Genomic DNA, 26,998 nt, shown 5'->3' with positions numbered 1-26,998 from the left:
CCGTCAGTCGGCCCGCCCCCGCAGAAGCCCGTCGGGGTCATAGCGCTTCCACAGTTCGGCCACCCGGGCACCGGTCTGCCCCGGGTAGGCGCGCGCGAACGTCGTCTCGTCAGGATTGCTCTCGAAGTTCACATAGGCGCCGTCGGCGTGTACCCCGAGCCGCGCCCAGACGGCGGCGGCCGTCGGCCGGTCGTCCGGCGGGAACGCCGATACGACGGCCAGGGTCCGCTGATGGCGGTGCGCGAAGGCGGTGGCGGACGGGGCCGGGTCGTGGGACGCGCCGCCGAGCGAACGCAACTGGACGAGCACCGGATGCGGTCCTGTCGACGCCGCCACCAGTGCGCGGGCCGTTGCGGGACCCATCTCGGCGAACAGTCCGTTGGTCGTGGTGGACCGCATCTGCCCGGTGTTGGGGTGCAGATGCGCGGTCGAGACCAGTTCGGTGTACGGGACGAGGTGGGCCTGCCGGACGATGACGCGGCCGATCCCGAGGAGCGGCTCGAGGGCCCTGCGGATCGCGGCAGGGCTGTCGCAGGCCACGACCGCGGTGATGAACGCGGTCGCCGAGGGCCCCTGGGCCGCCAGTGTCACCGCCGTCGACAGCTCCCGCGGCGCCTGTGCCATGGCCGCCTCCCAGCGGCGCAGCGTCTCACCGGCCGGATCCACCGGCACCGCCAGCTGTGCGAATCCCACATCGCGCAACTCGACGGCCTCGATCTCGAAGGCCACCGCGACGCCCGCGCCGCCGCCCGCACCGCGCATCACCCAGAGCAGATCCGGATCGGTTCCGGGGTCGGCTCGGGTGATCGTCCCGTCGGCCAGGACCACCTCGACGGCGCGGACGCGGTCGACGGTCAGCCCGTAGTGCCGTACGAGCCAGCCGATGCCGCCGCCCGTGGCCAGACCGCCGACTCCGACGTTGCCGTGATCGCCGGAGCTGATGGCGAGCCCGTGCGGGGCCAGGGCGCGGGCGACCCGCGCCCAGCGGGCACCCGCCTCCACGCGTACGAGGCGCGCGGCGCGGTCGACCACCTCGACCCGTCTCATCGCACCGAGGTCGACGACGAGCCCGCCGTTGTTGGTGGACCTGCCGCTCAGCCCGTGCCCACCGCTGCGCACCGCGAGCGGGAGGCGACGCTCGCGGGCCATCCGCAGTGCTGCGGCGACGTCGGCCGCGGACTGCGGCAGGGCGACCGCGGCCGGACGGCCCACGGTGGTGTAGGTGGAGCGGAGCAGGCCGTAGCGGCTGTCCTCCGGGGTGATCAGCTTGCCGGCGAGTTCCGCCGGCGCCGGCCCCGGGTCGGCGCTCATCGCCCGCTCCGCAGGGCCGCCACGCGCTCGCGTACGGCGGGGACGACCTCGGCGGCGAAGAGGGCGACCTGCCGGTCGGGGTCCGTGGCCGGCCAGAGGACGAAGGTGTCGAAACCGAGTACGACGGCCCACTCGGTGAGGGTGTCCACCCATCGCCGTACGTCGCCGACGAGGCCCGGGACTCCCCCGTGGTCCCCGATCGCGCCGATCACGTTGTAGACGCGGCGGATCGTCCGCGGATCGCGTCCCGCGGCGGAGGCCGCCTCGTCGATGATCTCCTGGCGGGAGGGCACCTGCTGCGGCGGGACGTAGATGTTCAGGGGGGATATCCAGCCGTCCGCAGACCTGCCGGTCACGGCGAGCATCTTGGGCTTCTGCGCGCCGAGCCACAGTTCGACGGGGTTCGGGGGCACCGGACCGGCCCGGTATCCGCCGACGGAACGGTGCGGGCTCCGCAGCCGGACCACGCCTCCCGCCAGCGCCTGGCGCATGACGGTCAGCGACTCCTCGGTGAAGGCGACCATCGGCTCGCCGCGTCGCGCCGGGCCGCCCATCGACGCGATGGCGTCGGGGATACCGCCCCCGCCGACACCGAGCCGGAACCGGCCGTCGGTGAGGACGGCGAGCGACGCGGCGGCCTTCGCCAGCATGGCCGGCGGGCGCAGTTGCAGATCGGCGACGTCCGTGAGGAACGTGATGCGGTCGGTCGCCGCGGCCAGGTGCGTGATCAGGGTCCAGGTGTCCAGATGGCCGGGCTGGTAGGGGTGGTCCTGGACGGCGAGGTACTCCAGGCCGTGCTCCTCCGCCGCACGCGCGAGGCGCCGGGTCCGGTGCACGGCGTCGGCGGCGGGGTCGAGACTCAGCCCGAAGGAGAGAGGGCGTCCGTAGTCGGTCATGCGTCCACGGTGCAGGGGAACGCGCCACCCGCCCAAACTTCGAGTAAGGTGCTAATCTTTTGTAAGTGAACCCCATCGAGTCGGCTCCCGCCGCATCCTCGCCCCTCGCGCGCCGCTCCATCCACGACGAGAGCTGCCCGAGCTTCCATGACGCCCTCGAGCTGATCGGACGCCGCTGGGCGGGTTCGATCCTGAGCGCGGCCCGTCAGGGGGCCTCCCGGTTCGGCGACTTCCGGGCCGTGATCGACGGGATCTCCGACCGGCTGCTCTCACAGCGCCTGAAGGAACTCGAGGCGGCGGGGCTCATCGAGCGCACCGTCACACCCACCACCCCGGTACAGATCCGCTACCGGCTGTCCCCGGACGGTCGGGCCCTGGTGGACGCACTGGAGCCGCTGGCGCGCTGGAGCCGCTACCGCTCGGGCCGCAGGGGCGGCACATCGGGCCCGGCGGCGTGATCCCCCGCGGCGCTCGGCCGCACTCGGCCGTGTTCGGCGGCGACGGCCCGCCGGGGCGTTCAGCACAGCACCGCGAGCGCCCCGGGCAGGACCCTGGCCGTCACGGGGAGAACGGCGTCCACCTCCCCGTCGGTCCCGAAGGGGACGTCGCGGTCGGCCTCCATGCGGATCTCCGCGCCCCGCACGATCCGCACTTCGCTCCGGTGGACGTGCGCGCCGGTCTTGAGCTCGTTCATCAGGGTGAAGAAGAGCCGGCGAGGCGCATGGCGGATCATCACGACCTCCAGCAGGCCGTCGTCGACGCGCGCCCCGGGGGCGATGATGCGGCCGGAGCCGTAGAAGGCGGAGTTGGCGGCCACCACGGTGTAGCCGTGGTGCGTGAGTTCCTCGCCGTCGACGGTGATCCGGTAGGTGGCCGGACGCCAGGTCACGACCGCACGCAGGCCGCCCGCATAGTAGGAGGCGGCTCCGCTCAGGAGTTTCGTGTGATTCGCGTGGCGGTTGGCGAGCGCGTCCACACCCGCGTACACGCTGCCGAGCGCGACGGTGCGGCCCCGTGCGGAGTCCACTTCGATGGTGTCGACACGGCGCGGCTCGTGGTGGAGCAGTGTTTCGGCCAGCTCGGCCGGGTCGGCGGGCAGGCCGAGCGCGCGGGCGAAGTCGTTGCCTCGGCCCGCCGGAACGATGCCGAAGACGGCGTCGGTGCCGCTGAGGGCCCCACCGATACCGCCCACGATGCCGTCACCGCCCACGGCCAGGACCACCCGCTGCCGTTCTCCGGCCTGCCGTGCCAGGTCCTGGGCGTGGGCCAGACTGCTGCTGTACTCCGTCTCCAGCTCGGCCCCGGCCTCCCGCAGCAGCCGGGCCACGCTCAGCAGCGTCGCCACCCCGTTGGATCCGCCGGCGGTGGGGTTGACGATGGCGGTGAACTGTCGCATCGGTGTGCCTCCGAAGGCGCCTGACGGATCGTGGACGGACGGTGGTCGGGTGGGCGGAACGGGATCAGTCGGCCGGCAGCAGGATGCCGGGGTTGAGCAGCCCGGTGGGGTCCAGACGCCGCTTGACCGCCTGGAGGGCGTCGACGGCGAGCAGTCCGGCCTCCTGCACGTACCAGTCGCGGTGGTCGGTGCCCACACCGTGGTGGTGGCTGATCGTGCCGCCCGCCGCCATGATCGCCTCGTTGGCGGCCTGTTTGGCGGGCGCCCAGTGTGCCACGGGATCGTCACCCTGGGCGCAGACCACGGTGAAGTAGAGCGAGGCGCCGTTTTCGTAGACGTGCGAGATGTGGCACATCACCAGCGGCGGGGTGCCCGAAGCGCTGAGCGTGCCGATGAGGGCCTCGCGGACGGAGGAGTACAGCTCGGGGAGGCGTGACCAGAAGGCCGCGGTCTCCAACGTCTCGGCGAACGCCCCCGCGTCGAGCAGCGCGTCCCGCAGATAGGGCGCCGAGTAGCGGCCGTGGGCCCAGCGCTCCCCGGGCTCCGGTCCCACCCAGATACCGCCGCACTCGCTCAGGACCGCCGCCGCGCGCTCCCGCCGGTACGAGGTGTCCTCCTCGGTGCCCTCGTAGCCCGCGATCGCGAGGCATCCGGCGGCCTGCTCCGCCCCGGCGGAACCGATGGCGTCGGGCTGGGCGAGACCGATCAGCGTCTCGGTCTCGTCCGACAGGCGCAGTACGGTCGGCCGGGGCCCGTCCTGGGCAAGCAGCCGCAGGGCGGCGGCGCCGGCTTCGAAGGAGTCGAAGCGCCAGCCTTCGTAGCGTCGGATCCGCGGGACGGGGCGGATCCGCACGGTGACGGAGGTGATGACGCCGAACGCCCCTTCGGAGCCGAGGACGAGCTGCCGCAGATCGGGGCCCGCCGCCGACCGCGGAGCGCGGCCGGCCTCAAGGGTGCCCGCCGGAGTGGCGACGGTGAGGCCGAGCACCATCTCATCGAACCGGCCGTAGCCGGCGGACGCCTGTCCGCTCGAGCGCGCGGCGGCGAAACCGCCGATCGTCGCCCACTCGTAGGACTGGGGGAAGTGGCCGAGGGTGAAGCCGTGCTCGGCCAGGAGGGCTTCGGCGTGCGGAGCCCGCAGACCGGGTTGCAGGGTGGCGGTGCGGGAGACCGGGTCGAGGGCGAGCAGTGCGTCCATACGGCGCAGGTCGAGTGCGACGAAGATTCGCCGCCCCTCGGGGGCGAGGCCGCCGACGACCGAGGTTCCACCGCCGAACGGCACCACGGCCACGTCGTGCACGACACAGGCCTTGAGGACGGCGAGGACTTCATCATGGCTCGCCGGGAGCACCACGGCCGCGGGGATGTCGGTGGTGTCGCCCTCACGGATGCGCAGCAGATCGGGGGTGGACTTGCCTCGCGTGTGCCGGATGCGCGACTCCGCGTCCGTCCGCAGGTGCTCGCCGCCGACCGCCGCCAGCAGAGCCTGGCGCACGGCGGCGTCCAGGGGCGATTCCGGTACGGAGATCTCGTCCAGTGCGACGGGTTCGGCGCTGCGGGGCTTGACTCCGAGCATGTCGCGCAGCAGCCCGACCACCGTGTCGGGCAGCGGCGTCGCCCTGGCCGGGTCTCCCCAGCCGCTCCACAGCATGTCCATGGTGCTTGTCCTCACCGGTCGTCTCGACGAAGTACCGCCCTGCGCGGCCACAGGGCGCGTTACACTGTGACACATGACGCCTATTCGTCACAACGCCTCGGACAGCGATCCGGTACTCGACGCGGTGCGCGACTGCGTCCTGGCCGTCGGCGTCCGGCGCACCACCCTCACGGACGTGGCCCGCCGCGCGGGCGTCTCCCGGATGACCCTGTACCGCCGCTGGCCCGATGTGCGGACCCTGGTCGGCGACCTGATGACCCGGGAGTGGATCGAGGCGGCCACCCGCGCGATGCCCGAGCCCGAGCCGGGGACGAACGCACGCACCCTGATCGTGGAAGGGCTCGTCCAGGGAGTCGACGCCTTCCGCCGCCACCCGCTCTTTCGCAAGATCGTCGACGTCGACCCCGAGCTGCTGCTCCCCTATGTGCTCGACCGGCGCGGAGCGAGCCAGGAAGCCCTCCTCGAGCTGCTCGCCGACGCCGTCGAAACGGGCCACACGGACGGCTCGGTACGCCCCGGCCACCCCCAACGCCAGGCCAGGGCGCTCCTCCTGGTGGCCCAGTCCTTCACGCTGTCCCTGCGGACCATGACCGACGAGGACGACGACGAGCTGAGCCCCGAGGCCTTCTACGGAGAACTGCGGACCATCCTCGAGAGGACCCTGACGCCATGAGCACCAGCAGCACTCCGCCCACACCCGCGGCCCCGCCGGCGGGCACATCCCTCAACGCCGCCCGCCGCCGACGCGAACTGGCCCTGTCCACCGACGGTTCGGCCGTGGACGTCCTGGTCGTGGGTCTCGGCGCGACCGGCGCCGGAGCGGCGCTGGACGCCGCCGCCCGGGGACTGACGGTTGCCGCCGTGGACGCCCACGACCTCGCCTTCGGAACGTCCCGCTGGAGTTCCAAGCTCATCCACGGCGGACTGCGCTACCTCGCGTCCGCCCAGTTCGACGTCGCCCACGAAAGCGCACGAGAACGCGGAGTCCTGATGGAGCGCACCGCGCCCCATCTGGTGCGCGCCCAGCCGTTCGTGCTGCCCCTCACCCCCCTGGTCTCCCGCCCGCAGGCCGCCCTGGCATGGGCCGGGTTCCGCGCCGGAGACACACTGCGCCTCGCGGCACGCACGGCCCGGACGACGCTGCCCGCGCCGCGCCGGCTCTCCGCGGCGGAAACCCGCCGTCTCGCCCCGGCGCTGCGCGGCGCCGGGCTCCGCGGCGGCCTGCTGTCCTGGGACGGTCGCGTGACCGACGACGCCCGCCTGGTCACCGCGATGGCCCGCACGGCGGCGGCGCACGGCGCCCGCGTCCTGACCCGGGTGCGCGCGCTCGAACTCACCCGCTCCGGGGCCCGCGTACGCGACGAACTCACCGGTGAGGAGGGCGAGATCCGGGCGCGGGCGGTGATCAACGCCACCGGCGTCTGGGCGGGCGGTCTCGTGGACGGCGTGCGCATCCGGCCCTCCCGCGGCACCCATCTCGTGCTGCGCGCGGACCGTCTCGGCTCGCTGCCGGCCGGCCTGCACATCCCGATCCCGGGCGAGACCAACCGCTTCGTCCTGGTCCTGCCGCAGGGAGACGGCCGGGTCTACGTCGGGCTCACCGACGAACCCGTCGACGGCGACATCCCGGATGTCCCCGAGGTACCGGAAACCGACATCGGCTTCCTCCTCGACGTCCTCGGCTCCGCCCTGGACGTGCCGGTCCACCGCGACGACGTGGTGGGTGCCTTCGCCGGACTGCGCCCCTTGCTGGACACCACGACGGCCACAGGCTCCGGAACGGCGAACGGCACCGCCGACATCTCCCGCAAGCACGCGGTCCTCACCTCGCCGGACGGCGTGATCACCGTGGTCGGCGGCAAACTGACCACCTACCGGCGCATGGCCGAGGACGCCGTCGACGCCGCGGTCGCCGCCCACCGGCTTTCCGCGGGCCCCTCCCCCACCGCCGCGGTGCCGCTGGTCGGCGCGGCACCGCCGCAGGCGCTGGCCGCCCTGCGTGCGCCGCAACGCCTGATCAGCCGTTACGGCACCGAGGCCGAGGCCGTCCATGCCCTGGCCACGGGCGAACCGAACCTTGCCGGCCCCGTCCTCCCGGGTCACCCCACCACCCGCGCCGAACTGCTGTGGGCCGTGCGCCACGAGGGTGCGCTCGACGCCGCCGACCTGCTGGACCGGCGTACCCGCATCGGACTGGTCCCGGCCGACCGCGCCGTCGCACTGCCCACGGCTCACGCGCTGCTCGACGAGGCGATGGACGGCGCCCGCTGACTCGCCCGGACGTCCTCCTGGAACGAGGTGCGCCCTCGTGACGGCCGGGCGGGCATCCCGGCCCTCACGGTCCTGCCCGCCGTCCCCGTACACGCGCCCGCACAAGGGGTCGCCTCGGCGCGAGCACACGGACCGGTCAGTACCGCACATCGCTCTGCACCAGCGGCGGATACACCCCGGACGCCTCGCCGTCGACCGTGGCGCCCGCGAACTGCAGCATCGACCGCAGCGCGCCGTGCATGGGGGCCGGGTAGTCCAGGGCGGGCGCCGACACCTCGTCCAGCCGTCGGAGATGCTCGGGGGCGAGGGTCACCTCCAGGCCGGCGAGATTGGCCTCGAGGTGCTCCAGACGCCTGGCGCCGACGATCGGCACGACGGTGCCCCGACGGGCGCGTAGCCAGGCCAGCGACACGGCCGCCGACGTGGTTCCGAGGGCGTCGGCGACCTCCGCGACGGTGTCGATGACCACGAACTCCTCCTCGCCGGGGCCGCCGACGAAGGGGGTGCGCGCGGAATCCGTCACCTCCGCGCCGCGCCGGTACTTGCCGGACAGGAACCCGTTCTTCAGCGGGCTCCACGGCACCAGCGCCATCCCCTGGTCGAACGCGAACGGCTCCAGTTCGCCCTCGACCGTGCGGGCCAGCAGCGAATACTCGACCTGCAGAGCGACCAGCGGCGTCCAGCCCTTGAGCAGCGCCGTCGTATGGGCCTGAGCCGTCACCCAGGCAGGCGTGTTGGAGAAGCCGACGTAGCGGATCTTGCCCGCCCGCACCAGGTCGTCGAGGGCCCGCATGGTCTCCTCGATCGGGGTGTGCCGGTCCCACTGGTGCAGCCAGTACAGGTCGAGGTAGTCCGTCCGCAGTCGGCGCAGGGTCTCGTCGAGCTGCGCGATGATCGACGAACGGCCCGCGCCGCCCCCGTTGGGATCTCCGGGGAAGAGATTGGCGAAGAACTTGGACGCCAGCACCACACGCTCACGCCGACCGGGGCGCGCGGCGAGGAAGTCACCGAGAATCTTCTCGGAGTGGCCGTTGGTGTACAGGTTGGCGGTGTCGACGAAGTTCCCGCCGAGATCCAGGTACGTGGCGAGGATCTTCTCCGACTCCTTGACGCTGCACCCGGCGCCCCCGGGGTCCTCCCCGAAGGTCATCGCGCCGAGGGCGAACGGACTGACCCGCAGCCCCGACCGGCCGAGCGTGACGTAGTGATCGAGCGGCATGAACAACTCCCATGCGTGCGCGCGTGGTTACGGCCCACGAAGCGGGGCCCCTGAACGACCCCTCCCGGAGTCCCGGAAGCGATCACTGCCATGGAATCGCGCACCGACGGGTCCGTAGTAGACCGATTCGCCCGAAGACTTGCCTGATTCTGCCCTCTGGCGGACGCGCGTAGAACTCGGGCACCATCTGCGTGCACCACCTGCACAGCCGCCCCACAGGAGACACGGCCCACTCGCAGGAAGGTCCTCACATGAAGTTCCGCTCCGCCCTCACGGCCCTCGCGCTCACCGTCGTCCCCGGTCTCGCCGTCCTCGGCGGCGCCGGGGACGCGCTCGCCGCCCAGGCCGGTGCCCAGGCCGCCGCCGTCACCAAGATCTCTCATGCCACCGCCACCTCGATGTTCCGTGAGGTCGGCATCACCTGGTCGTCCTCCGGAAACTGCTCCGACCGCAACAACGCGACCTGTACCTCCTTCGCCCAGCTCAACCTCGCCACCGCTCAGGGCGCCCAGACCCTCAAGCGTGCCTCCGGATGCGCGCTCAACATCACCGGCGGCACCGAGACCGGCCACGCCAGCGGCACCTACTCGCACTGGAACGGCTACAAGCTCGACTACGGCAAGAACACCTGTGTCACCAACTACATCAAGGGCAACTTCGCCTACATCGGCCTGCGCGGCGACGGGGCGCCCCAGTACCAGTCCGGCTCCGGCAACATCTACGCCGACGAGGGCAACCACTGGGACGTCCTCTACTACAACTGCGGAGGCTGCTGACCGGCTGCCGTCCCGGCGACGACCTGCTGCGCTGGCACGAAGCCGCCGGATCCGGCGGCGGTCCGCCCAGCGCGGCCGCACCGCACGGCCCGCCGAAGCGTGGGCCCGCGATGCACCGGCGCGCAGGCGAGCGGGTCCGGCTCGATCGCTCACGACCCGTCTCTCCGGTGGTCCCGGCCCCCGGAGAGACGGTGTCCTTGGTCCATGTCCGACGTACGAGCGGCGCAGCGTCAGTTTCTGCGGCGCAGGCTCCGCATGAAGAGCGGCAACGACAACAGGAGCAGGGCCCCTTCCACGGCAAGGCTGACCAGCCCGAGCGGCTCCGTCCAGTTGCCGATGTCGTCGCTGTAGTCGGGCAGTCCCGGGCCTCTGGAGAGGACGTAGCCCAGCAGGGGACCGACGGCGACCATGACGGCCAGCAACCATCCCGATCGGACGAGACCCACGATGAGCAACACGGCCGCCACCACGGCCGCGATCTCCAGGACGTGATAGGCGACGCCGATGTAGTGGGGGTCCCTCGTCGCCGTGAGGCCGCCTTGGTCGACCACATGGATGGCGGCGACCGCGAGGCACAGCAGAACTCCCGCCCACCTGGCCACCCAAGTGGACCCCGGCACGGTCGCGGCGTGGTGTGACATGAGGGGAGACCTTCTCCTACCAGCATCGCATGCCTGCCGCGCCGCGAACCCATCCGCCCGGTCCGCTCCCGAACAGGCAGCGCGCCCCGTCCCCGGCTCCGCGACCGGACCCGCGACAGGAACCCGGACAGGGCCCCGAATCAGGAGTCGCCCTTCTGCCCCGTCGCCGTCTTCGAGTAGGCGTCATGCCAGGCGGCCTTCGCTCCGGAGTCGCCGATCCTGTAGACGTCCACCACCGCCCCCACCGCGACGACCAGTGACAGCACCCCCACGACGATCCGCACAGGCAGCGCGGCCCACCGTGCGCCGCCGCCCTGCCGAGGCTCCGCCGCGGCGCGCCCGGCCGTCCACCACACCACCGCGGCCAGCACGAACACGCCCAAGGCCCACGGCAGCAACCCGTCACCCAACTCGGTGTGCCGGCGCACCAAGGCCGAGTTGTCGACGTGCTGTTCCAGCCACTCGCCGGCATGCGTGGTCAGCGGCACGCTGACCAGGGCGGCAAGGGCCAGCAGCGGCAGCAGCGGACCCAGGCGCCGGGCGGCGCGCGGCCACAGCGCCGCCGTCACCAAGGCCAGTGCGGTGAGAGGGATCAGCACGACGACCACGTGGACCAGCAGGACGTGGGCGGGCAGACCGTTGATCAGAGGCATCCAGGGACTCCTGACGAGGTGGGGGGCCCGAGCCTGGCACAGGCACCTCTCAGTTGCCTCTCAACGGATCAAGCCGTGAAGATGCAGCTCACACGGTGCGGCGCAAGCGCACGCACCGTGCCGAGCTCGCCGCACTTCGGGGCCCAAGACGTGCTCCGTCCCCGCGCAGCACCACACAGGCAGCGGGCCCTGCGAAGCTCCAGCCGGTGGTGGTTCGCCGAAGTCGCCCGCCGGGATGCCGTGGACCACCCGTGCAGACGCCGCGCTCGGCCACGCATCGGAGAAGCCGCAACCGGCGCCGTCGCATCAAGCTCCATGGGCGTCCGAAGCCGGACCGACTGCCACCCCGTGCGATGCTGGAGAGGAGATCACGACGGGACGCGGGGAAAGAGCACAGCGGAGTGAGGGTGTCAGGTCGGTCGGTGCGGGCGGAGTTGTGGGATCGCATCGCGGCATCGGACCCCGGTCTGCTGCGCCTGACCGCCGGCCTCAGAACGGTGTGCGCGATCGCGCTCACGCTGGCCGTCCTCGCGGTGCTGCGTACCGACGTGTCCCATCTCGTGGCGGGCGCGATCGCGGCGATGGTCGCGACCTTCGCCATCCGCGAGAAGGAACGGCCGGAACAGGCCGTCACCCTCGCCCTGGGCCTGCCGGTCGCGCTGGCCTCCGTCTCGCTCGGCGCGCTGCTGAGGTCGCACGTGGTGGCGGGCGACATCTTCTTCGTGGCACTCATCTTCAGTGCCGTCTACGGACGGCGCTTCGGCGACCGCGGTACGGCGCTGGGCCTGATCGGCTTCCAGGTCTACTTCCTCTCCCTGTTCGTGGGTGCGACGGTCTCCGCACTCCCTGGGCTGTGCGGCACGATCGTCCTCGCCTTCGGCAGCAGCGCCGTGGTGCGGTTCGCACTCGTGCCGGAGACACCGGCGGGCATCCTGGACCGGCTGCGCCGTGCCTTCCGGGCCCGCTTCGCCCAACTGCTCTCGGCCCAGGTGGCCTTGCTCGACGCCGGCCCCGACGACCGGGAGAAGGCTTTGGAGGAGGCTCGCGCCAGGACCGCGGCCCTGCACGAGACCGCCATGATGATCCAGGGGTGGCTGGAGCAGGGGACCTCCGACGAAGCGGTGGCCCGGCTGGTGCAGCGACGTATCGCCGACGCCGAGATCACCGCCGAGCGGCTGGGGCTTCTGCTGCTCACCGCGCGCAGTACCGAGCGTGCCGACACGCTGACCCTGCATCTGCCCGGGGCGCCCCTCCCCTCGGGCGGCCCGCTCGCCGAGCACGACGGGACGACCGCCACGCTGCGCCGCGACCTCGAGGCACTGCGCCTGCTGCTCCTGCAGCCCGTCTCCGAGGCCAGGGGTACCGGACTGGCGCAGGTGCGCAACCGGCTCCTCGGCTATCGGGAGGAGGACAACCTGCCGCCCGGGCCGACCGCGGTCCAGGACGTCTTCCGTGGGATCGGCGAGGCCTCGCGTGCGGTGCTCGGACTGCGGATGGCCCTCGAGGGTCCTCAGGACGAGACGGACGACACCCCCGCGACCACCCGCTCGCGGGAGGAACTGCACGCGGAGGACGCCGCCATCGGCGGCAGCGAGGAGGCCCGCGAGGAGGAGGCCGAACGCACCGGCCTGAAGCGCCCCACGACGCGCGCGGCCGTGCAGGTCGCCGTCGGGTCGTCGCTCGCGATCGTCGGCGGTGAGTTCATCTCCAGCCAGCGCTGGTACTGGGCGGTGCTGACCTGCTGGATCGTGTTCATCAACACCGCCTCCACCGGCGAGATCCTCGTCAAGGGGTACCGCCGGCTCCTGGGGACCGTCTTCGGCGTGGTGGCCGGTATCGTCCTCGCGGGGCTGGTCGGGCATCACACGTGGACGGCGTTCGCGCTGGTGCTCGTGTTCATCTTCGCGATGTTCTACACGGCCCCGCTGTCGTTCACGCTGATGTCCTTCTTCGTCACCGCGATGCTGGGACTGCTCTACACACTGCTGCACACATACAGCACCACCGTGCTCGTCATGCGCATCGAGGAGACGGCTCTGGGCGCGGCCTGCGGAATCGTCGCGGCGGCGGTGGTCCTGCCGGTGCACACCGACCGCCGTACGGACGAACTCCTCGCCACCGTCCTGACACGACTCGACGATGTCACGGACGCCGCGGTCGACCAGCTGAGCGGCGGCCCGGCGGTCGACCTCCTCGACAAGGCACGCGACCTGGACCAGGCGCTGGCGGACCTGCGTGCCTCGACACAGCCGCTGACCCATCCGATCACGCCCCTGCGGGCGCGCCGGGACACCGCCCGCTACATCGTCGCGATGCTGGAGACCTGCGCCTACCACGCCCGCTCCCTGGCGGCGACCGCCGAGCTGCTGCCCGAGCACCCCTCGATCGCGGCGGATCCCCGGCTGCGCGTCGCAGGCCGACGCATCGTGGCCAACATCGAGGCGATCGCCGGACACGTCGGGGACGAGCGCAGCACCGTACGCATCGAGACCGGCCCCAGCATCACGTCCATGCTGAAACCTGGGACCCTGGGCGCCCCGCGCTACGACCGCGTCACCGACCGGGTGCTGCGGCACCTGCAGCGCCTGGACGAGGCGGTGGCGGGTCTGGCGCGTCCGCTGAAGGTCCCGGTGGACAAGCCGGAATGACGTCCCGGCGGCCGCCCTCCGCCGGAGCGGGGGACGACCGCGGCGAGATCGCTCACCGACATCGCCCGTCGCCCGCTTCTTGATGCCGGGCTCGGCCGGCACGGCACCGAGCCGGTCCGAGCCCGGCCGGAGTCGGCGCTCGGGATGTACGCTGCCGATCACCGGCCGGAGCGGGGCCGAGGGGATGGGGGAATCCACGTGAGCTGGGTGGCCAATGTCATGATCTCGGCCGACGCCTCCGATGCGGAAAACGTCGAAGCGCTGAGTCAATGGCTGCGTGAGGAAGCGCCCCGACGTGAACAGCCAGGTGTTTCCGGCGTCGGTTTCCTCACCCACACCACCGACGGGGAATCCCGTTGGGGCGGTTGGAAGTGGCCCGAGTGCAGTGTGTGGGCCGGTGCCCTCAACCACGCCGATCTGGAAGCCCTGCGACAGCGTGTCGCCGAGTGCCCGTGGCAGGAGCCCAACGCCGTGCAACTGTTCGTCATGGACCAGGAGGAGTCGTTCTTCCGCCTGTGGATGATCCGGGCCGGCGAACTGAGGCAGTTCGCACCCCTGGAGCCCTCTGAGGAAGACGCCGGTTTCTACCGACGCTGGGGCGACTGGTCGGCTGACGGGCCAGGAGCCGGCGCCTGACGCGGCCCGACCTGGACGAACGGGTCCGATGTCGGGCCGCCGCGCGAGATCGCTGGTCATGTCTCCCAGCTGGTCGTACCTCCGGTGAAGACGCCGTGCCCCGGGAGAGGCGGTGACTTCGACGGCGGTGGTCAACGCTTTTCGCGTCGGGTGCGGATGCTCAGGGCGATGACGGAGACGAGGAACCAGAAGGCACCGAAGGCCGAGTATCCGGCGACGGTGGACAGACTGCTCGTCGCCGAGGCGGACGTGGCGGCGACGGTGGCACCGGCGAGGACGGACTGTCCACCGCTGATGACCATGGGCCACTGGGCGCCGACGGTGCGCCGGCGTCGAATCGCCACGACGAGCTGGATGGCTCCGGAGAGCAGGGCCCAGAGGCCGAACACGAGCAGGGCCGTCCCGATGGTGGAGAAGACGGCGATGACCATTCCGGCCGTGGCGGCGACGCCGAGACCCATGTTGACGGTACTGACGCGGTTCGTGGAGCCGGGGCCGGCCAGGCGACGCTCGAGGAGCGTGGCGACGGCGTCCCAGAGGGGGTAGACGATGAGCAGCACGCCCGCGATCACCGTGGGCCTGTCCGTCGACACGAGCGAGGCGGAGGTCGTGACGACGAGTGCCACCCAGATCAGGGAGAAGACGACCCGGATCAAGTAGAGCGTTCGGAGCCCGGAGGGCGTCGTCGTGGCCGTGGTCGACGTTGTCGAAGTCAAGGTGGTCTGAGTCATCAGGTGTCCCGGTGTCGTCGTGACGGTGTGAGACGGTCGCCTCGATGACGAGTCTCAGCGCCTTCGGGAGGGGCCGCGTACTTCGAACGAAGTAGTTCTGCCGTCCACCTCGACGGAATGAGTTCTGCCGCCCCCACCGACCGAAGCTCCGCCGTCCCCGTCGACCGAGGCGGCTTCGCCGTCTACATCGTTCGAAGTACACGGCCGCCGCACACGTGGACGAGAATCAGTTCATGGTCAAGGCGCAGAACAGTCAGGACGGGCCCGCGGCACCGCTGTGGGTCCGCCGCCCCGAGGTGCTGCACCGAGTCGCCTATGCGGTGGCCGCGCTGGTGTTCACCGGCCAGATCGTGGCGGCGGCACTGAGGGGCTCGGACTGGCCGACGGCCCTCTCCGTGCTCCTCGCCGGCTGCGGTGTCACCCTCTCGTGGTGGAGACCGTGGGCGGGACTGGTCGTCACGAGCGCGGCGTCCTTCGCCGTCACAGCGGTGGGCCACGACCCCCTGTCGGTGTGGATGATGGCTGTGCTCGTGCTGTTCTCGGTCACCCTCAGGGGAAGACAGCCGCTGGCCGCGACCGGCATCGTGGCGGCTTTCTTCCTGGGGGCGTTCATGACCCTCGGAGGATTCCGCGGCGGCGCGGTCGTGGGGGCCGCCGCCCTCTTCTCAGCCGTGGCGGGAGGTGCGACGGGGGCCGCGCTCCGCATTCATCGAGAGCACTGGTGGACGCTGGAGGAACGGGCGGAAAGCGCGATCGCCACCCGCGAGATCGAAGCCACCCGACGAGTGGCCGAAGAACGACTCCGTATCGCCCGAGACCTCCACGACGTCATCGGCCACCAGGTCGCGATGCTGAGCATGCACCTCGGTGCCGCGGAGATCGGGCTGCCCGAAGACGCCGAGTCCTCCCGGCAGGCCCTCGTCTCGGCCAGGTCCAGCGCCCGCACCGTCGTCGTCGAAACGCAACGCATCCTCGCGCTCCTCCGCCTCGGGGACGACGACCGTGACGACGAGGCGCTCCGGCCGACGCCCGCACTCAGCGGCCTGGAAGGACTCATCGCCTCTTTCGAAAGCATCGGCCTCGACATCCGACCCGCCATCGACATCCCCGCCGGTTTCGTGGAGCCCAGCGTCGGCGTGACGGTCTACCGGGTCGTTCAGGAAGCACTCACCAATGCCTACCGGCATGGAGAGGGGACGGCAACGGTGGATGTGTGCGAGCGCGACGGCAGGATCTGCGTCACCGTGGAGAACCGCGTCGCTCACTCGTCCCACGGCTCAGGGTCGGGCAGCGGACTCGGACTCGTGGGGATGCGCGAACGCGTCGAGTCCTCCAGTGGGCGGCTGACGATCGACAGTCACAACGGGCGATTCCGGGTCCATGCGGAGTTCAGCCCTCTGGGAGCCGTCGTCCGATGACCAGCATTCTGATCGTCGACGACCAGGACGACATCAGGGCCGGGATCCGGGCGATGCTCCGGCTCGACCCGGGTCTCGTCGTCGTGAGTGATCTCTCCGATGGACTCCAGGTCGTCCCCTTCCTCCGGGACCACCCCGTCGACCTGGTCCTGATGGACATCCGGATGCCCGGCATCGACGGTGTCGAGGCCACCCGCCGGATCCGCGAGGAGCACCCGCCCGAAAAGACGCGGGTGATCGTACTGACCACCTTCGACCAGGACGACATCGTTCTCGCCGCCCTGCGCGCGGGCGCCAATGGCTTCCTGAGCAAGACCGTGAGCCCTGCTGAGCTCGTCGCCGGAATCAACGAGGTCGTCGGCGGTGGCGGTGCGCTGTCGGCCGCCGCGACGGCCGCGCTCATCGGTCACATGACCGACAGTCCGCCGCCGGTGATCGACCGGGAACTGCTGCGACGCTTCGACGCTCTGACACCCAGGGAACGGGACGTGGTCGTTCTCGTCGCAAGCGGTCTCGGCAACGACGAGATCGCGGCCCAGCTGTCCGTGTCGCCGTTCACCGTGAAGACGCATGCCGTGCGGGCCATGACGAAGGTCGGTGCACGTGATCGAGCGCAACTCGTCTCGTTCGCCTTCCGGGCCGGCCTCTATCCCTGACCCTGCCGGGCGGACCCCCGAAACAGATGACCGCCGCGGCGACGCCGAGCAGTCATGATCGTGAGCGCCCTCTCCTCGACCTCGCGCACCCGCCCCGACACCAAACCCGCTCGTCTAGGCACCCCGAAGCCCGAGATTCGCGCCGCTGCGGAGGTCCGGGAATCCCTGGGCGATCAGGGCCGCGGGCTCGAGGCACGCATGCCGAGCAGCCGCTTCGGTCGGCGCGTCGGCGCAGCCGAGCCGCTCGTATCCGGTCACAGCGGTGCGGAGCTTCCTCGCGACGGAACGCAGAGTCGCGAAGCCCTCGCGCCGATCGATCTGCTCCAGGACGAACGAGGCATCCGCCCCGGTGGCTTGTGCCGCAGCGCCGCAGCGGGCCGTGAACATGGCCGGTGACGAGGTCGCGCAGGGCGATCCCGTGCCCGAGCCGAACCGTTCCTCATCGGCGGAGAGGCGGTCCTCCACGACCGTCTTGACGTGCTCCGCAACGGCCGCCCTGGACGACTCGGTGGCCGCCGCCCGGCCCGCGGACACGGCAGGTGACGCCGCCCGGTGAGGGACGGCCCCGGCGGAGGTGTCGCTGCACCCCGTCAGCAGCGCCACAGCCGTCACTCCGGTGCATGCCGTCCACATCAGCCGCCGCTTCACCCGGTCCCGCCCCCCGACTCCGCCCATGTCGGGTGTGATCGTAGCCCGGGCCTGTCCGGGTCCGGTCGACGGCCGGCCATGCCCGCATCCGGAGGGTGGGCCGGCGTGATCGAAGCCCGCGTGCCGGCGGGGCGCGTCGGCACGCTCGCTCCCCGGCGATCGACGCGCGTGCGGAAAATCCCGGCAGTGGCGGCCGGAGATGGCGGAGACTCGTCTCATGGCTGACATGGGGGCGTTCCGGGAAGCGGTCACGGCGTGGGCGGCCGGTGGTCCCGGCGACCCCGCACGCGAGCTGGCCGCCCGGCTGTCCGTCCGGACGGCCGTGCTGCTCGAAGGGCCGAGCGATGTCGCGGCGGTCGACGCGCTGGCCGCGGGCCGCGGCCGGAACCTCGCGGCCGAAGGAGTCTGCGTCGTGTCGATGGGCGGCGCGATGAACGTCGGACGCTACGCCCGCCTGCTCGGTCCACCTGGTCTCGGCCTCCGCCTCACAGGGCTGTGCGACGCGGCGGAGCGGCCCTACTACGTCCGCGGCCTGCAGCGGGCCGATGCGGCAGAGCAGGAGTTCTTCGTCTGTGCGGCGGATCTTGAGGACGAGCTCATCCGCGCGCTGGGCGTGGCCCGGGTGAAGGAACTCGTCGCGGCGGAGGGCGACTTGCGGGCCCTGCAGACCTTTCTGCACCAGCCCGCACAGCAGGACCGCGGCTCACAACAGCAGCTGCGGCGCTTCCTCGGCACGAAGAAGGGACGCAAGATCCGCTACGGCCATGTGCTCGTCGCGGCACTCGACTCCGACCGCATACCCGCACCGCTCGACGGCCTGCTCACCAGTCTCTGATCGATCGACTCTCCGCCCGGGCGCCCGGCCGGCCCTTCGCGAACGGCCCCCGTAGGGTCGACCGGGCAGGGTCGGCTTCCACCAGACCGATCATTCAGAAGCGACACCGCTGAATCCGATGAAAAGGAACTATTGGACTTCAGGATCACGCCCAGGCAGTGTGTGAACCTCCCCCTTTTTCCGGGACACCCCGTCCCTGCACCACCCGGAGATCACCCGATGAACCACGTCGCGGACCCCGAGCGCTACAACGGCACCATGCGCTACCGGCGCACCGGGCGCTCAGGACTCGACCTTCCCCTCCTGTCCCTGGGTTACTGGCACAACTTCGGAGACGACCGGCCGTTCGAGTCGCAGCGCGAGATCGCTCTGCGGGCCTTCGACCTCGGGATCACCCACCACGACCTCGCCAACAACTACGGCCCGCCCTACGGCTCCGCGGAGATCAACTTCGGGCGCCTGATGAAGCAGGACCTCGCGCCGTACCGGGACGAGATGGTGATCTCCACCAAGGCCGGCTGGGACATGTGGCCGGGCCCCTACGGTCAGGGCGGCGGCTCCCGCAAGTACGTCCTCGCCTCGCTCGACCAGTCCCTGAGCCGTATGGGCCTGGACTACGTGGACATCTTCTACTCCCACCGACTCGACGCCACCACGCCGCTCGAGGAGACGATGGGCGCGCTGGACACCGCCGTCCGCCAGGGCAAGGCCCTCTACGTCGGTATCTCCTCCTATGACGCCGAGCGCACCCGTGAGGCGGTCGCCATCCTGCGCGACCTCGGTACCCCGCTGCTGATCCACCAGCCGTCGTACAACATGTTCAACCGCTGGATCGAGAACGAGGGCCTGCTGGACACGGCCGAGCAGGAAGGCTTCGGTGTCATCGGTTTCACCGCGCTCGCACAGGGGCTGCTGACCGGCCGCTACCTCGACGGGATCCCGACCGACTCGCGGGCCGCGCAGGACAAGTCCTTCGACACCTCCTGGCTCTCCGAGGACGTGCTGCACCGGCTGCGGGCCCTCAACGACATCGCCGCCCGTCGCGGCCAGTCGCTGGCCCAGATGGCTCTCGCGTGGGCCCTGCGGGACGAACGCGTCACGTCGCTCGTCATCGGCGCCTCCCGTGTCGAGCAACTGGAGCAGAACGTCGCCGCGCTGGAGAACCTCCACTTCAGCGCCGAGGAACTGGCCGAGATCGACAAGTACGCCACCGACGCGGGCGTCGACCTGTGGCAGAGCGCCCGCCTCGGCAGCCTCTCCTGATCGGTCGGCCCGGACAGGCACCCCGCACTCACCCGCAGGGCCGGGGGCGGGGTGTGCCGGACTCCAGGCGCCGGACGCGGATCAGGGCGCGACGAACAGGGTCGGGAAGCGGGGTGCCAGCCACGGCTTGCGCCCCCAGGCCAGTACCCGGCCGCGGCTCATGGCCAGCCAGGGGTTGCACCGCCCCAGCGCGATGAGCAGGAACGTGACGGGCTCGGTGAGGAGTGTGCAGTCCGAGCGGACGGGCCGTTGGGGTGTCACGTCGACGGTGCCACCGGTGAAGGTGACGCCGAATTCGGTCCCGCCCCACAGACGGAGCGTGTAGCGGGCGGTCAGCCCTGCGACGGCCGAGACGTCGGCGACCCGGGGCATGGCCGCAAGCAGGAACGGCAGGCACAGCTCGACCCGGGCCTGATCGATCATGTGCGGCCGGCCCACCGCCCGGGCGAGGTCGTAGCCGTGGCCCAGCATGTGCGTCAGCAGGTAGGAGGCCAGTACGGAGCGGTCCATGGGCCCGAGCGGCGTGACGAGCACCCGCTCCGCGGACCCGTCCGGCTCGGCCCGCGCCGCCGCGTCGAGGAACGCCTCCGCCTGCTGCACGATCATCGCCGCCAGGGGTCGCGCGCCGCGCTCCCCGAATGCCGCGAGCGCCCGCGCATTGGCGTCGGCCAGGCTCTGGGGCGTGCCGTCCCCATAGGGGCGTTCGCGTCCCGCGGCGAGATCGGCCATCAGCTCGTTGGCCTGCGCCAGATGGGCGGCGGCCTCTCCCACGGTCCACTCCGAGTTCGGCACGGGTCCGTTCGTGTCGGCGACCTCGGTCAGCAGGTCCGCGATGTCTGCGGCGGTTTCGCGTATCGCCCGCCCCAACCCCGCGGGCAGGCTGCCCTCGGCGTCCACTCGCGTCCCCGCATCCATTGCGTCGCACTCCCTCGTCGTACCGGCCGCACTCGTCGTGCACGTAGCGCGCTACCCAATCAGCCGCGGCAGCCTGCGGCAAGAGCCGGAGCAGCGCTGCTCGAGACCCTGACGAAGTGGTCCGTCACGGGTTCGCCGCCGGCAGTGGGGGCACATCGCTCTTGGCGGTGGGCGTCAGGGACGGGCGGGAGGGTCCCGGCGCCGCGGCACCCCCGTGTCCGGAAGGCGGGGAAGCGGCCGGGTGCGGGCCAGCAGCAGGGTGGCGTCGTCGGACGGTGGGCCGGTGCGCACGGTGGCGACGGCCTTCGCGGACAGTTCGTGGAGCGGCAGCGTCGGATGAGCCAGGGCGGCGGCGAGACGGTGTATGCCGTACTCGATGTCCTCGGACCGGGACTCCACCAGCCCGTCGGTGTAGAGGGCGATCAGGGTGCCGTCCGCGATCTGCATGCGGGCCGACTCGTACAGCCCCATCCCCAGCCCGATGGGGACGCCCGCCGGGACCTCGGGCACCGTCGCCTCTCCGGTGGGGCCGACGACGACGGGTGGGGGGTGTCCCGCGCGCGTCACGTCGAGGAGCCGTTCGATCGGGTCGTAGACGACGTACAGACACGTCGCGGCCAGAGTGGGAACGGCGAGATCCGCGTGGTCCGCCTTCTCCTGCGCCAGACGGGCCACCGTGCGGTCCAGCCGGCTCAGCAGCTCCGCGGGGGGCAGATCCATGTCGGCCAGCGTGTGCAGTGCGATTCTGAGCCTGCCCATCGCGGCCGCCGCCGCGATGCCGTGCCCGACGACATCGCCTACAACGAGGGCCACCCGGTCCCCGGTCAGCGGAATCGCGTCGTACCAGTCGCCTCCCACCCCGTGCTCCATGTCGGCGGGCAGATAGCAGTAGTCCACATCGAGCGCCGGCCCGCCGAACACGCGAGAAGGCAGCAGATCGTGCTGCAGGGCCAGGGCAGCGGTGCGCTCGCGGGTGTATCGATTGGCGTTGTCGAGGCTCAGGGCGGCGCGGTCCACGAGCTCCTCGGCGAGGAGCAGGTCGTCCCTCTCGAACGGGGCCGGGTTGTCGGTCCGCACGAAGACCGCGATACCGAGCACCCGGCCCCGCGCGTGGATCGGCACCATCATCACGGAGTGCATACCGGTCTCACGGATGACGCGCGAGCGCTGCGGATCGCTCACCAGCCAGGAGTGGAGGGACGGGTTCAGCACCGGCTCCAGATAGGACTCCCCGCTGGTGAGGACCTGCGTGAACGGTGAGGCCGACGGGACGTAGACCGGCTGTCCCAGCTCCCACAACGACTCCGGGATCCCTTCGTGGATCGAGGCCACCCCCGCCCGGCGGAAGACGGGGATGCGGCCCGCGTCCATCCCGAGCCGCGCCAGGGGTTCCTCACCCAGGGGTACGGACTCCGCGAGGTCCACGGTGGTGTAGTCGGCCAGGCAGGGGACGACGAAGTCGGCCAGTTCCTGCCCGGTGCGCATGACGTCCAGTGTGGTGCCGATCCGGGTGCTGGCCTCATTGAGCAGCCTGAGCCGCCTGCTCATGAGCCGCCGGTAGGCGGCGGCTCGGCCGTCGCTGGCCGAGGCCAGCCATCTGGTCGCGCCGTCCCTCGTGGAGAGCCTGGAGATCCGCAGTTGCACATCCAGGTCATGACCGCCCCGGTGGCGCAGCCGCACGGTGCCCGACCAGCCCCCCGGCGCGGCGGCCCCCCGCAGGACGGCCGCGACGAACGGACCGGCGTCTGCTGCGGCGAGCAAACCGGCCAAGGGCCGCCCCAGCACCTCGCGGGCGGTGTAGCCCAGCAGGGCGTGAGCGGCCTGCGTCCAGCCGGCGACCGTGCCGTCCGCATCGATGACCGCCGTCACCGCGCCGTCCGATTCCACGCCCTCGCCGCTCGCAAGGGGCCCGCGGTCGGCAGCGGTTCCGTCAGCGCCGCCCATGGCCTTCGCCCGGCGGGGAGCAGGACCGTCGCCCCGTCGGCGCCCGAAGCGGGGAAGCGGCCGGCCGCAGGCGGCTGCGGACACACGGCGACACGAGGACAACCGGGCCACGGGCCCCGGGGAAGTGGCTCAGCGCGTCGTTGAGGGCCATGTAGCCATCCTCTCTCCGTACCCCGGCCGGTGTGTGACGACCGGACCTCCCTCGCCGGATGATCGGCCCGCGCACAGACCGGGCCTCGCAGGTGGGCTCGGGCGCCGTGCCGCCCGGCGACCGACCGCCCGACCGGTACGGGGACCGGGCGGCCCCCGGCACGATGTCACCGGGGGCCGCCCCGTCTCAGCCGGCCGCGGGGCCGCGCAGCTCCGGCGGCTCGTTGTCCAGGGCGAGATCGGTGTCGGCGTCGAATCCGACCGCGGCGTGCCCGACTGTGGGGTGGGCTATGTCGGTACCGAGGTCGAAGGCGGCGTCGTCCACCGCGTGCGCCAGCTCCTCGTCCTCCCGACGCCGGACGGCGTCGCGATGGTGTTCACTCATCCGCTCGACAAGACCGCGGACCCCGTCGTGGGCTTCCTCGTGGGCATCAGCTTCACTCATGGCGGTCATCGTCCGTGGAGCCGACGGCCCGGCACAACCGATCTTCGGGGAACAGCTCGTCAACTCCCCGTCCAGGCGGAAGCGGGTGCCGTCACGCACCGTGTCGCGTGCCGTGCGGTCGTGCCGCCGGGCACCGGGCCCGTGGAGGTCGGCCGCCGCGTCCCTCCGGGCGTGCCACCGATCCGGCTCCGGGAGCGGGCCCGTGGACCGCCCTCGCCGGTGATGATCCGGACCACGCTCTCGCGCCGGAGGGGTCCTCCACCCTTCCCCTCCGTCTCCCCGCGCGTTCACAAAGGACGTCGTTTATTGTTCAATCAGTGGGGGCCAGTGGGAGGTCGCACCATGACAGAGCTCGGACTGAGCGACACGGTGGGGATTCTGGGACAGCCCGGCGTGCGCACGCGGCGCAGCAGTGCCGGGCTCGGATGGGAGCGGCTGTACCTGTCGGCACAGGAGGAGCAGCCCTACCACGCCGAATTCGATCCGGCACCCACCCATCTGTTGATCCTTCATCTCAGCGGGCCGGTCACCGTGCGGCGAGGGCGGGGCACGGCAACACGTACCCGGAAGATCCCCACCGGAGGGCTGTTCCTGCAGCCGGCCGGCCGGACCCTGTCCGTCGAACTCGGCGGACGACTCGACACGGTCCACGCCTACCTCACGGACGAGGCGCTGCGCGAAGCCAATGAGGGACGGCCCGTCGAGCTCTCGGAGGAGCTCGGTACCTCGGATCCGCTCGCGGAGCAGCTCCTCCTCGCGCTGGAGGGCACGGCGCGACGCTGGGAGCCGTCGGCGCGGACCTACACCGACCAGCTGACGGAGATGCTCGCCGCCCAGCTCGTACGACGGCACGGCACCCGCCCCGTCGAACCGCGGCCGCTCCGGTCCGGGCTGTCCGGCAAGCAGCTCGCGACCGTGCGCGAGCTCATGGCGGAGCGCCTCGCCGAACCGCTGCCGATCGCCGACCTCGCCGCCGCGGTCTCCTTGAGCAGCAGCCAGTTCACCCGGCAGTTCCGGGCGAGCACGGGGACGTCACCGCACCAGTACCTGCTGTCGCTGCGGCTGGAGCAGGCGTGCCGGCTGCTGCGCGCCGGAACCATGGCCATCGGGGAGGTGGCCGTCGAGTCCGGCTTCTCCCACCAGGAGCATCTGACACGGGTGATGCGCGCACGACTCGGCACCACTCCGGCGGCCCTGCGCCGCTCGGGCTGAGGCCGCGGCGCCCGGGCACGCACCCGGGCCTCAGCGTTCCAGCACCAGCGCCAGCGCCTGCCCCACTCCGATGCACAGGGCGGCCAGACCCCTGCCGGTGCCCGCCGCGGCGAGCTGATGGGCGACCGCCCCGGTGATCCTGGCACCCGAGGCACCCAGCGGATGGCCGATGGCGATGGCACCGCCGCGCGGATTGACGACCGACGGGTCGATTTCCGGCAGTGCGGCCAGGCAGCCCAGCACCTGCGCGGCGTAGGCCTCGTTGAGCTCGACCGTACGAAGGTCGCCGGGTGCCACCTTCGCTTTGGTCAGCACCTTGCGGATGGCGTCCACCGGCCCGAGTCCGAAGTACCGCGGGTCGATGCCCGTGACCGCGGCCGCCCGTACCCGCGCAAGGGGCTCCCTGCCGATCGCGGCGAGTCCCTCCTCGTCGGCGAGCAGGAGGGCGGCCGCCCCGTCGTTCAGCGGGGAGGCGTTTCCTGCGGTGATGGTCCCGTCCGCGAGGAACGCCGGCTTCAGCGCGGCGAGGGCCTCCAGCGAGGTGGTGTCGCGGATGTTCTCGTCGCGCGGCAGCGTCACGCCCGAGGGAGGAACCACTTCGCCGTCGTACAGCCCCTCGCTCCAGGCGCGTGCGGCGTTGCGATGGCTGGCGAGCGCGAACGCGTCCTGGGCCTCACGGGTGATGCCGTACTTGGCCCCGACGAGCTCCGCGCTCTCGCCGAGCGGGATCGTCCATTCCTGCGGCATCTGCGGGTTGATCAGGCGCCAGCCGAGTGTGGTGGAGTACAGCTGCTGGTCCTTCGCGGGAAAGGCCCGCTCCGGCTTCGGCAGCACCCACGGGGCGCGGCTCATGGACTCGACACCGCCCGCGACGGCGACGGAGGCGTCACCGAGAGCGATGGCGCGGGCCGCCTGGATGACGGCCTCCATGCCCGAGCCGCAGAGCCGGTTGATCGCCGCGCCGGGCACGGTGACGGGGAGTCCCGCAAGCAGCACGGCCATCCGGGCCACGTCGCGGTTCTCCTCGCCGGCTCCGTTCGCGTTGCCGAACAGCACGTCGTCGATGCGGGCCGGGTCCAGATCCGGGCTGCGGTCCAGGAGGGCCCGCAGCACGCCTGCCGCCAGGTCGTCCGGGCGGACGCCGGACAGGGCGCCGCCGTAGCGGCCGAACGGGGTCCGGACGGCGTCGACGATGTACACATCACGCGGTCGCTCGATCATCGAGGGCTCCTTGCGGGTCAGCAGTTGACGACGACGGGGGTCAGGGCGACGACCTCGGAGAGCGTGACGCCGGGCGCCGTCTCGACCAGTTCCAGGCCCCACGGGGTGACGTCCAGAACGCACAGGTCGGTGATGATCCGGTCCACGCACGCACGTCCCGTCAGCGGCAGCGTGCACTCTTCGACGATCTTGGGGGTGCCGTCCTTCGCGGAGTGCTCCATCAGCACCACCACCCGGCGGGCGCCGTGGACGAGGTCCATGGCACCGCCCATGCCTTTGATCATCTTGCCGGGAACCGCCCAGTTGGCCAGGTCCCCGCGCGCCGACACCTGCAGCGCGCCCAGGACGGCGGTGTCGATGTGCCCGCCGCGGATCATGCCGAAGGAGAGCGAGGAGTCGAAGAAGGACGCCCCTGGCCGTACGGTGACGGTCTCCTTGCCCGCGTTGATGAGGTCGGCGTCGACCTCGTCGGGCGCCGGGTACGGCCCGACGCCGAGCAGTCCGTTCTCGGAGTGCAGGACGACGTCGACGTCCGGTGGCAGATGGTCGGCCACCAGTGTGGGCAGCCCGATGCCGAGGTTGACGTAGTCTCCGTCGCGCAGTTCACGCGCGGCGCGCGCCGCCATCTCATGCCTGTTCCAGCTCACCGTGTACACACCGCCTTGTACGAGCGCCGGAGGAGAAGCCGCTTCATCGCTCGCGCACCGTCCTCTTCTCGATCCCCTTGTCGGCGGCCTGTTCGGGGGTGAGCGCCACGACGCGCTGTACGAACACGCCCGGCACGTGCACCTCGTCGGGGTCGAGCACACCGGGCTCGACCAACTCCTCCACCTCGGCCACCGTGATGCGGCCGGCCATCGCCGCGAGCGGATTGAAGTTACGGGCCGCGCGATGGAGGACGAGGTTGCCGTGCCGGTCCCCGCGGGCGGCCCTGACCAGGGCGTAGTCCGTGGTGATGGCGCGTTCCAGGACGTACTCGGTGTCGTCGAAGACCCGCACCTCCTTGGGCGGCGAGGCGACGGCGACCGATCCGTCGGCGGCGTACCGCCAGGGCAGGCCGCCCTCCTGGACCTGTGTGCCGACCCCGGCCGGGGTGAAGAAGGCAGGAATGCCGCAGCCTCCGGCGCGCAGCCGTTCCGCGAGGGTGCCCTGCGGAATCAGCTCCACCTCCAGTTCGCCTCCGAGGTACTGGCGGGCGAATTCCTTGTTGTCGCCCACGTACGAGCCGGTGACCCGGGCGATCCGGCCCGCGGCCAGCAGGACGCCCAGGCCGCGGCCGTCCACACCGCAGTTGTTCGACACCACCCGCAGATCGGTCGCCCCGCTCGCGTACAGGGCGCCGATGAGGACCTCCGGCACGCCGCTCAGCCCGAAGCCCCCGACGGCGAACGACCGGCCGTCCGCCACGTCCGCCAAGGCCTCCTCGGCCGTGGCCACTTGCTTGTCCATGACTGCT

General features: G+C 71.6%; 26 protein-coding genes. 11 read left to right on the top strand and 15 right to left on the bottom strand.

Annotated features, from left to right (window positions below):
- Window positions 1-3 precede the first annotated feature (3 nt).
- Both ACSHXN_RS38575 and ACSHXN_RS38570 read right to left on the bottom strand, forming a co-directional pair.
- Window positions 4-1,311, bottom strand: a complete 1,308-nt coding sequence (locus ACSHXN_RS38575) for an FAD-binding oxidoreductase (protein WP_438305591.1) — start codon at window positions 1,309-1,311, stop codon at window positions 4-6.
- On the bottom strand, window positions 1,308-2,207 hold the full coding sequence (locus ACSHXN_RS38570; RefSeq protein ID WP_355797111.1) for an LLM class flavin-dependent oxidoreductase: 900 nt from the start codon (window positions 2,205-2,207) through the stop codon (window positions 1,308-1,310). Before ACSHXN_RS38570 ends, ACSHXN_RS38575 begins: the two co-directional genes overlap by 4 nt.
- Window positions 2,208-2,272: 65 nt before the next feature.
- Here ACSHXN_RS38570 and ACSHXN_RS38565 point away from each other — a divergent pair, with 65 nt between their 5' ends.
- Entirely contained in the window at window positions 2,273-2,665 is a 393-nt protein-coding gene (locus ACSHXN_RS38565; protein WP_355131484.1) for a winged helix-turn-helix transcriptional regulator, read from the top strand.
- Between the two features lie 59 nt (window positions 2,666-2,724).
- On the opposite strand, the gene ACSHXN_RS38560 is transcribed toward ACSHXN_RS38565, so the two are convergent.
- Together ACSHXN_RS38560 and ACSHXN_RS38555 are read right to left on the bottom strand one after the other, a co-directional pair.
- Window positions 2,725-3,603, bottom strand: coding sequence for a YegS/Rv2252/BmrU family lipid kinase (locus tag ACSHXN_RS38560; RefSeq protein WP_356109876.1), 879 nt, complete (start codon window positions 3,601-3,603; stop codon window positions 2,725-2,727).
- Window positions 3,604-3,667: 64 nt separating this feature from the next.
- On the bottom strand, window positions 3,668-5,260 hold the full coding sequence (locus ACSHXN_RS38555) for an FAD-binding oxidoreductase (RefSeq protein ID WP_438305587.1): 1,593 nt from the start codon (window positions 5,258-5,260) through the stop codon (window positions 3,668-3,670).
- A gap of 73 nt (window positions 5,261-5,333) precedes the next feature.
- On the opposite strand from ACSHXN_RS38555, the gene ACSHXN_RS38550 reads away from it, so the two are divergent.
- Together ACSHXN_RS38550 and ACSHXN_RS38545 are read left to right on the top strand one after the other, a co-directional pair.
- Window positions 5,334-5,933: a TetR/AcrR family transcriptional regulator gene (locus tag ACSHXN_RS38550; RefSeq protein WP_355131490.1), complete on the top strand. Its 600-nt coding sequence runs from the start codon at window positions 5,334-5,336 to the stop codon at window positions 5,931-5,933.
- Complete coding sequence (locus ACSHXN_RS38545) at window positions 5,930-7,531, top strand: glycerol-3-phosphate dehydrogenase/oxidase (RefSeq protein ID WP_356109881.1); 1,602 nt, start codon at window positions 5,930-5,932, stop codon at window positions 7,529-7,531. The genes ACSHXN_RS38550 and ACSHXN_RS38545 overlap by 4 nt, the downstream gene beginning before the upstream one ends.
- A gap of 136 nt (window positions 7,532-7,667) precedes the next feature.
- Here ACSHXN_RS38545 and ACSHXN_RS38540 read toward each other — a convergent pair whose 3' ends face one another.
- A complete protein-coding gene (locus tag ACSHXN_RS38540; protein WP_438305584.1) occupies window positions 7,668-8,750 on the bottom strand; it encodes an aldo/keto reductase in 1,083 nt (360 codons plus the stop codon).
- A 251-nt stretch (window positions 8,751-9,001) separates the two neighbouring features.
- Here ACSHXN_RS38540 and ACSHXN_RS38535 point away from each other — a divergent pair, with 251 nt between their 5' ends.
- On the top strand, window positions 9,002-9,526 hold the full coding sequence (locus ACSHXN_RS38535) for a hypothetical protein (protein ID WP_355131495.1): 525 nt from the start codon (window positions 9,002-9,004) through the stop codon (window positions 9,524-9,526).
- A 230-nt stretch (window positions 9,527-9,756) separates the two neighbouring features.
- Here ACSHXN_RS38535 and ACSHXN_RS38530 read toward each other — a convergent pair whose 3' ends face one another.
- Both ACSHXN_RS38530 and ACSHXN_RS38525 read right to left on the bottom strand, forming a co-directional pair.
- Entirely contained in the window at window positions 9,757-10,167 is a 411-nt protein-coding gene (locus ACSHXN_RS38530) for a hypothetical protein (RefSeq protein WP_355131496.1), read from the bottom strand.
- Between the two features lie 140 nt (window positions 10,168-10,307).
- Entirely contained in the window at window positions 10,308-10,820 is a 513-nt protein-coding gene (locus ACSHXN_RS38525) for a DUF2231 domain-containing protein (RefSeq protein ID WP_355131497.1), read from the bottom strand.
- Between the two features lie 353 nt (window positions 10,821-11,173).
- Here ACSHXN_RS38525 and ACSHXN_RS38520 point away from each other — a divergent pair, with 353 nt between their 5' ends.
- Together ACSHXN_RS38520 and ACSHXN_RS38515 are read left to right on the top strand one after the other, a co-directional pair.
- Window positions 11,174-13,468 (top strand): FUSC family protein, encoded by a 2,295-nt coding sequence (locus ACSHXN_RS38520; RefSeq protein ID WP_438305582.1) that lies wholly within the window; start codon window positions 11,174-11,176, stop codon window positions 13,466-13,468.
- Between the two features lie 198 nt (window positions 13,469-13,666).
- Complete coding sequence (locus tag ACSHXN_RS38515; protein WP_355131499.1) at window positions 13,667-14,104, top strand: squamosa promoter-binding protein 15; 438 nt, start codon at window positions 13,667-13,669, stop codon at window positions 14,102-14,104.
- A 131-nt stretch (window positions 14,105-14,235) separates the two neighbouring features.
- On the opposite strand, the gene ACSHXN_RS38510 is transcribed toward ACSHXN_RS38515, so the two are convergent.
- Window positions 14,236-14,835 carry a hypothetical protein gene (locus tag ACSHXN_RS38510; protein ID WP_355131501.1) on the bottom strand — a complete coding sequence of 200 codons (600 nt, stop codon included), beginning with the start codon at window positions 14,833-14,835 and terminating at the stop codon, window positions 14,236-14,238.
- A gap of 233 nt (window positions 14,836-15,068) precedes the next feature.
- Between ACSHXN_RS38510 and ACSHXN_RS38505 the strand changes: the two genes are divergently transcribed.
- Both ACSHXN_RS38505 and ACSHXN_RS38500 read left to right on the top strand, forming a co-directional pair.
- Window positions 15,069-16,253: a sensor histidine kinase gene (locus ACSHXN_RS38505; protein WP_355131503.1), complete on the top strand. Its 1,185-nt coding sequence runs from the start codon at window positions 15,069-15,071 to the stop codon at window positions 16,251-16,253.
- The gene (locus tag ACSHXN_RS38500; protein ID WP_355131505.1) at window positions 16,250-16,909 is read left to right on the top strand and encodes a response regulator transcription factor; all 660 of its coding nucleotides are present in this window, start codon (window positions 16,250-16,252) and stop codon (window positions 16,907-16,909) included. Before ACSHXN_RS38505 ends, ACSHXN_RS38500 begins: the two co-directional genes overlap by 4 nt.
- Window positions 16,910-17,023: 114 nt before the next feature.
- On the opposite strand, the gene ACSHXN_RS38495 is transcribed toward ACSHXN_RS38500, so the two are convergent.
- Complete coding sequence (locus tag ACSHXN_RS38495; protein WP_438305580.1) at window positions 17,024-17,584, bottom strand: hypothetical protein; 561 nt, start codon at window positions 17,582-17,584, stop codon at window positions 17,024-17,026.
- A 190-nt stretch (window positions 17,585-17,774) separates the two neighbouring features.
- Here ACSHXN_RS38495 and ACSHXN_RS38490 point away from each other — a divergent pair, with 190 nt between their 5' ends.
- Window positions 17,775-18,392, top strand: a complete 618-nt coding sequence (locus ACSHXN_RS38490; RefSeq protein WP_355131508.1) for a TOPRIM nucleotidyl transferase/hydrolase domain-containing protein — start codon at window positions 17,775-17,777, stop codon at window positions 18,390-18,392.
- Between the two features lie 219 nt (window positions 18,393-18,611).
- The gene (gene mgrA, locus ACSHXN_RS38485; RefSeq protein WP_355131510.1) at window positions 18,612-19,655 is read left to right on the top strand and encodes an L-glyceraldehyde 3-phosphate reductase; all 1,044 of its coding nucleotides are present in this window, start codon (window positions 18,612-18,614) and stop codon (window positions 19,653-19,655) included.
- Between the two features lie 81 nt (window positions 19,656-19,736).
- Here mgrA and ACSHXN_RS38480 read toward each other — a convergent pair whose 3' ends face one another.
- The 3 genes from ACSHXN_RS38480 to ACSHXN_RS38470 form a co-directional block, all read right to left on the bottom strand.
- Complete coding sequence (locus ACSHXN_RS38480; RefSeq protein ID WP_355131512.1) at window positions 19,737-20,570, bottom strand: maleylpyruvate isomerase family mycothiol-dependent enzyme; 834 nt, start codon at window positions 20,568-20,570, stop codon at window positions 19,737-19,739.
- 174 nt (window positions 20,571-20,744) lie between these two features.
- Entirely contained in the window at window positions 20,745-22,514 is a 1,770-nt protein-coding gene (locus ACSHXN_RS38475) for a SpoIIE family protein phosphatase (RefSeq protein ID WP_355131514.1), read from the bottom strand.
- 337 nt (window positions 22,515-22,851) lie between these two features.
- A complete protein-coding gene (locus tag ACSHXN_RS38470; protein WP_355131516.1) occupies window positions 22,852-23,109 on the bottom strand; it encodes a hypothetical protein in 258 nt (85 codons plus the stop codon).
- Between the two features lie 342 nt (window positions 23,110-23,451).
- On the opposite strand from ACSHXN_RS38470, the gene ACSHXN_RS38465 reads away from it, so the two are divergent.
- Entirely contained in the window at window positions 23,452-24,321 is an 870-nt protein-coding gene (locus tag ACSHXN_RS38465; RefSeq protein ID WP_355131518.1) for an AraC family transcriptional regulator, read from the top strand.
- A gap of 30 nt (window positions 24,322-24,351) precedes the next feature.
- On the opposite strand, the gene ACSHXN_RS38460 is transcribed toward ACSHXN_RS38465, so the two are convergent.
- Genes ACSHXN_RS38460 through ACSHXN_RS38450 form a run of 3 tightly spaced genes read right to left on the bottom strand, consistent with a single transcriptional unit; the run spans window position 24,352 to window position 26,991 of the window.
- On the bottom strand, window positions 24,352-25,542 hold the full coding sequence (locus tag ACSHXN_RS38460) for a thiolase family protein (protein WP_438305576.1): 1,191 nt from the start codon (window positions 25,540-25,542) through the stop codon (window positions 24,352-24,354).
- Window positions 25,543-25,559: 17 nt separating this feature from the next.
- A complete protein-coding gene (locus ACSHXN_RS38455; RefSeq protein ID WP_356109896.1) occupies window positions 25,560-26,189 on the bottom strand; it encodes a CoA transferase subunit B in 630 nt (209 codons plus the stop codon).
- A 43-nt stretch (window positions 26,190-26,232) separates the two neighbouring features.
- Entirely contained in the window at window positions 26,233-26,991 is a 759-nt protein-coding gene (locus ACSHXN_RS38450; RefSeq protein WP_355131524.1) for a CoA transferase subunit A, read from the bottom strand.
- Between the last annotated feature and the right edge of the window lie 7 nt (window positions 26,992-26,998).

Origin of the sequence: Streptomyces sp. HUAS TT11 (assembly GCF_051553595.1) — a bacterium.
Lineage (GTDB): Bacteria > Actinomycetota > Actinomycetes > Streptomycetales > Streptomycetaceae > Streptomyces.
Note: the sequence above shows the minus strand (reverse complement) of the source record. Positions and strands in the feature narration are given on the sequence as shown.

Coding starts and splice junctions, on each gene's coding strand:
- ACSHXN_RS38575 (WP_438305591.1), bottom strand. CDS start 1,311: ATGAGCGCCGACCCGGGGCCGGCGCCGGCGGAACTCGCCGGCAAGCTG.
- ACSHXN_RS38570 (WP_355797111.1), bottom strand. CDS start 2,207: ATGACCGACTACGGACGCCCTCTCTCCTTCGGGCTGAGTCTCGACCCC.
- ACSHXN_RS38560 (WP_356109876.1), bottom strand. CDS start 3,603: ATGCGACAGTTCACCGCCATCGTCAACCCCACCGCCGGCGGATCCAAC.
- ACSHXN_RS38555 (WP_438305587.1), bottom strand. CDS start 5,260: ATGGACATGCTGTGGAGCGGCTGGGGAGACCCGGCCAGGGCGACGCCG.
- ACSHXN_RS38550 (WP_355131490.1), top strand. CDS start 5,334: ATGACGCCTATTCGTCACAACGCCTCGGACAGCGATCCGGTACTCGAC.
- ACSHXN_RS38545 (WP_356109881.1), top strand. CDS start 5,930: ATGAGCACCAGCAGCACTCCGCCCACACCCGCGGCCCCGCCGGCGGGC.
- ACSHXN_RS38540 (WP_438305584.1), bottom strand. CDS start 8,750: ATGCCGCTCGATCACTACGTCACGCTCGGCCGGTCGGGGCTGCGGGTC.
- ACSHXN_RS38535 (WP_355131495.1), top strand. CDS start 9,002: ATGAAGTTCCGCTCCGCCCTCACGGCCCTCGCGCTCACCGTCGTCCCC.
- ACSHXN_RS38530 (WP_355131496.1), bottom strand. CDS start 10,167: ATGTCACACCACGCCGCGACCGTGCCGGGGTCCACTTGGGTGGCCAGG.
- ACSHXN_RS38525 (WP_355131497.1), bottom strand. CDS start 10,820: ATGCCTCTGATCAACGGTCTGCCCGCCCACGTCCTGCTGGTCCACGTG.
- ACSHXN_RS38520 (WP_438305582.1), top strand. CDS start 11,174: ATGCTGGAGAGGAGATCACGACGGGACGCGGGGAAAGAGCACAGCGGA.
- ACSHXN_RS38510 (WP_355131501.1), bottom strand. CDS start 14,835: ATGACTCAGACCACCTTGACTTCGACAACGTCGACCACGGCCACGACG.
- ACSHXN_RS38505 (WP_355131503.1), top strand. CDS start 15,069: ATGGTCAAGGCGCAGAACAGTCAGGACGGGCCCGCGGCACCGCTGTGG.
- ACSHXN_RS38500 (WP_355131505.1), top strand. CDS start 16,250: ATGACCAGCATTCTGATCGTCGACGACCAGGACGACATCAGGGCCGGG.
- ACSHXN_RS38495 (WP_438305580.1), bottom strand. CDS start 17,584: ATGGGCGGAGTCGGGGGGCGGGACCGGGTGAAGCGGCGGCTGATGTGG.
- ACSHXN_RS38490 (WP_355131508.1), top strand. CDS start 17,775: ATGGCTGACATGGGGGCGTTCCGGGAAGCGGTCACGGCGTGGGCGGCC.
- mgrA (WP_355131510.1), top strand. CDS start 18,612: ATGAACCACGTCGCGGACCCCGAGCGCTACAACGGCACCATGCGCTAC.
- ACSHXN_RS38480 (WP_355131512.1), bottom strand. CDS start 20,570: ATGGATGCGGGGACGCGAGTGGACGCCGAGGGCAGCCTGCCCGCGGGG.
- ACSHXN_RS38475 (WP_355131514.1), bottom strand. CDS start 22,514: ATGGGCGGCGCTGACGGAACCGCTGCCGACCGCGGGCCCCTTGCGAGC.
- ACSHXN_RS38470 (WP_355131516.1), bottom strand. CDS start 23,109: ATGAGTGAAGCTGATGCCCACGAGGAAGCCCACGACGGGGTCCGCGGT.
- ACSHXN_RS38465 (WP_355131518.1), top strand. CDS start 23,452: ATGACAGAGCTCGGACTGAGCGACACGGTGGGGATTCTGGGACAGCCC.
- ACSHXN_RS38460 (WP_438305576.1), bottom strand. CDS start 25,542: ATGATCGAGCGACCGCGTGATGTGTACATCGTCGACGCCGTCCGGACC.
- ACSHXN_RS38450 (WP_355131524.1), bottom strand. CDS start 26,991: ATGGACAAGCAAGTGGCCACGGCCGAGGAGGCCTTGGCGGACGTGGCG.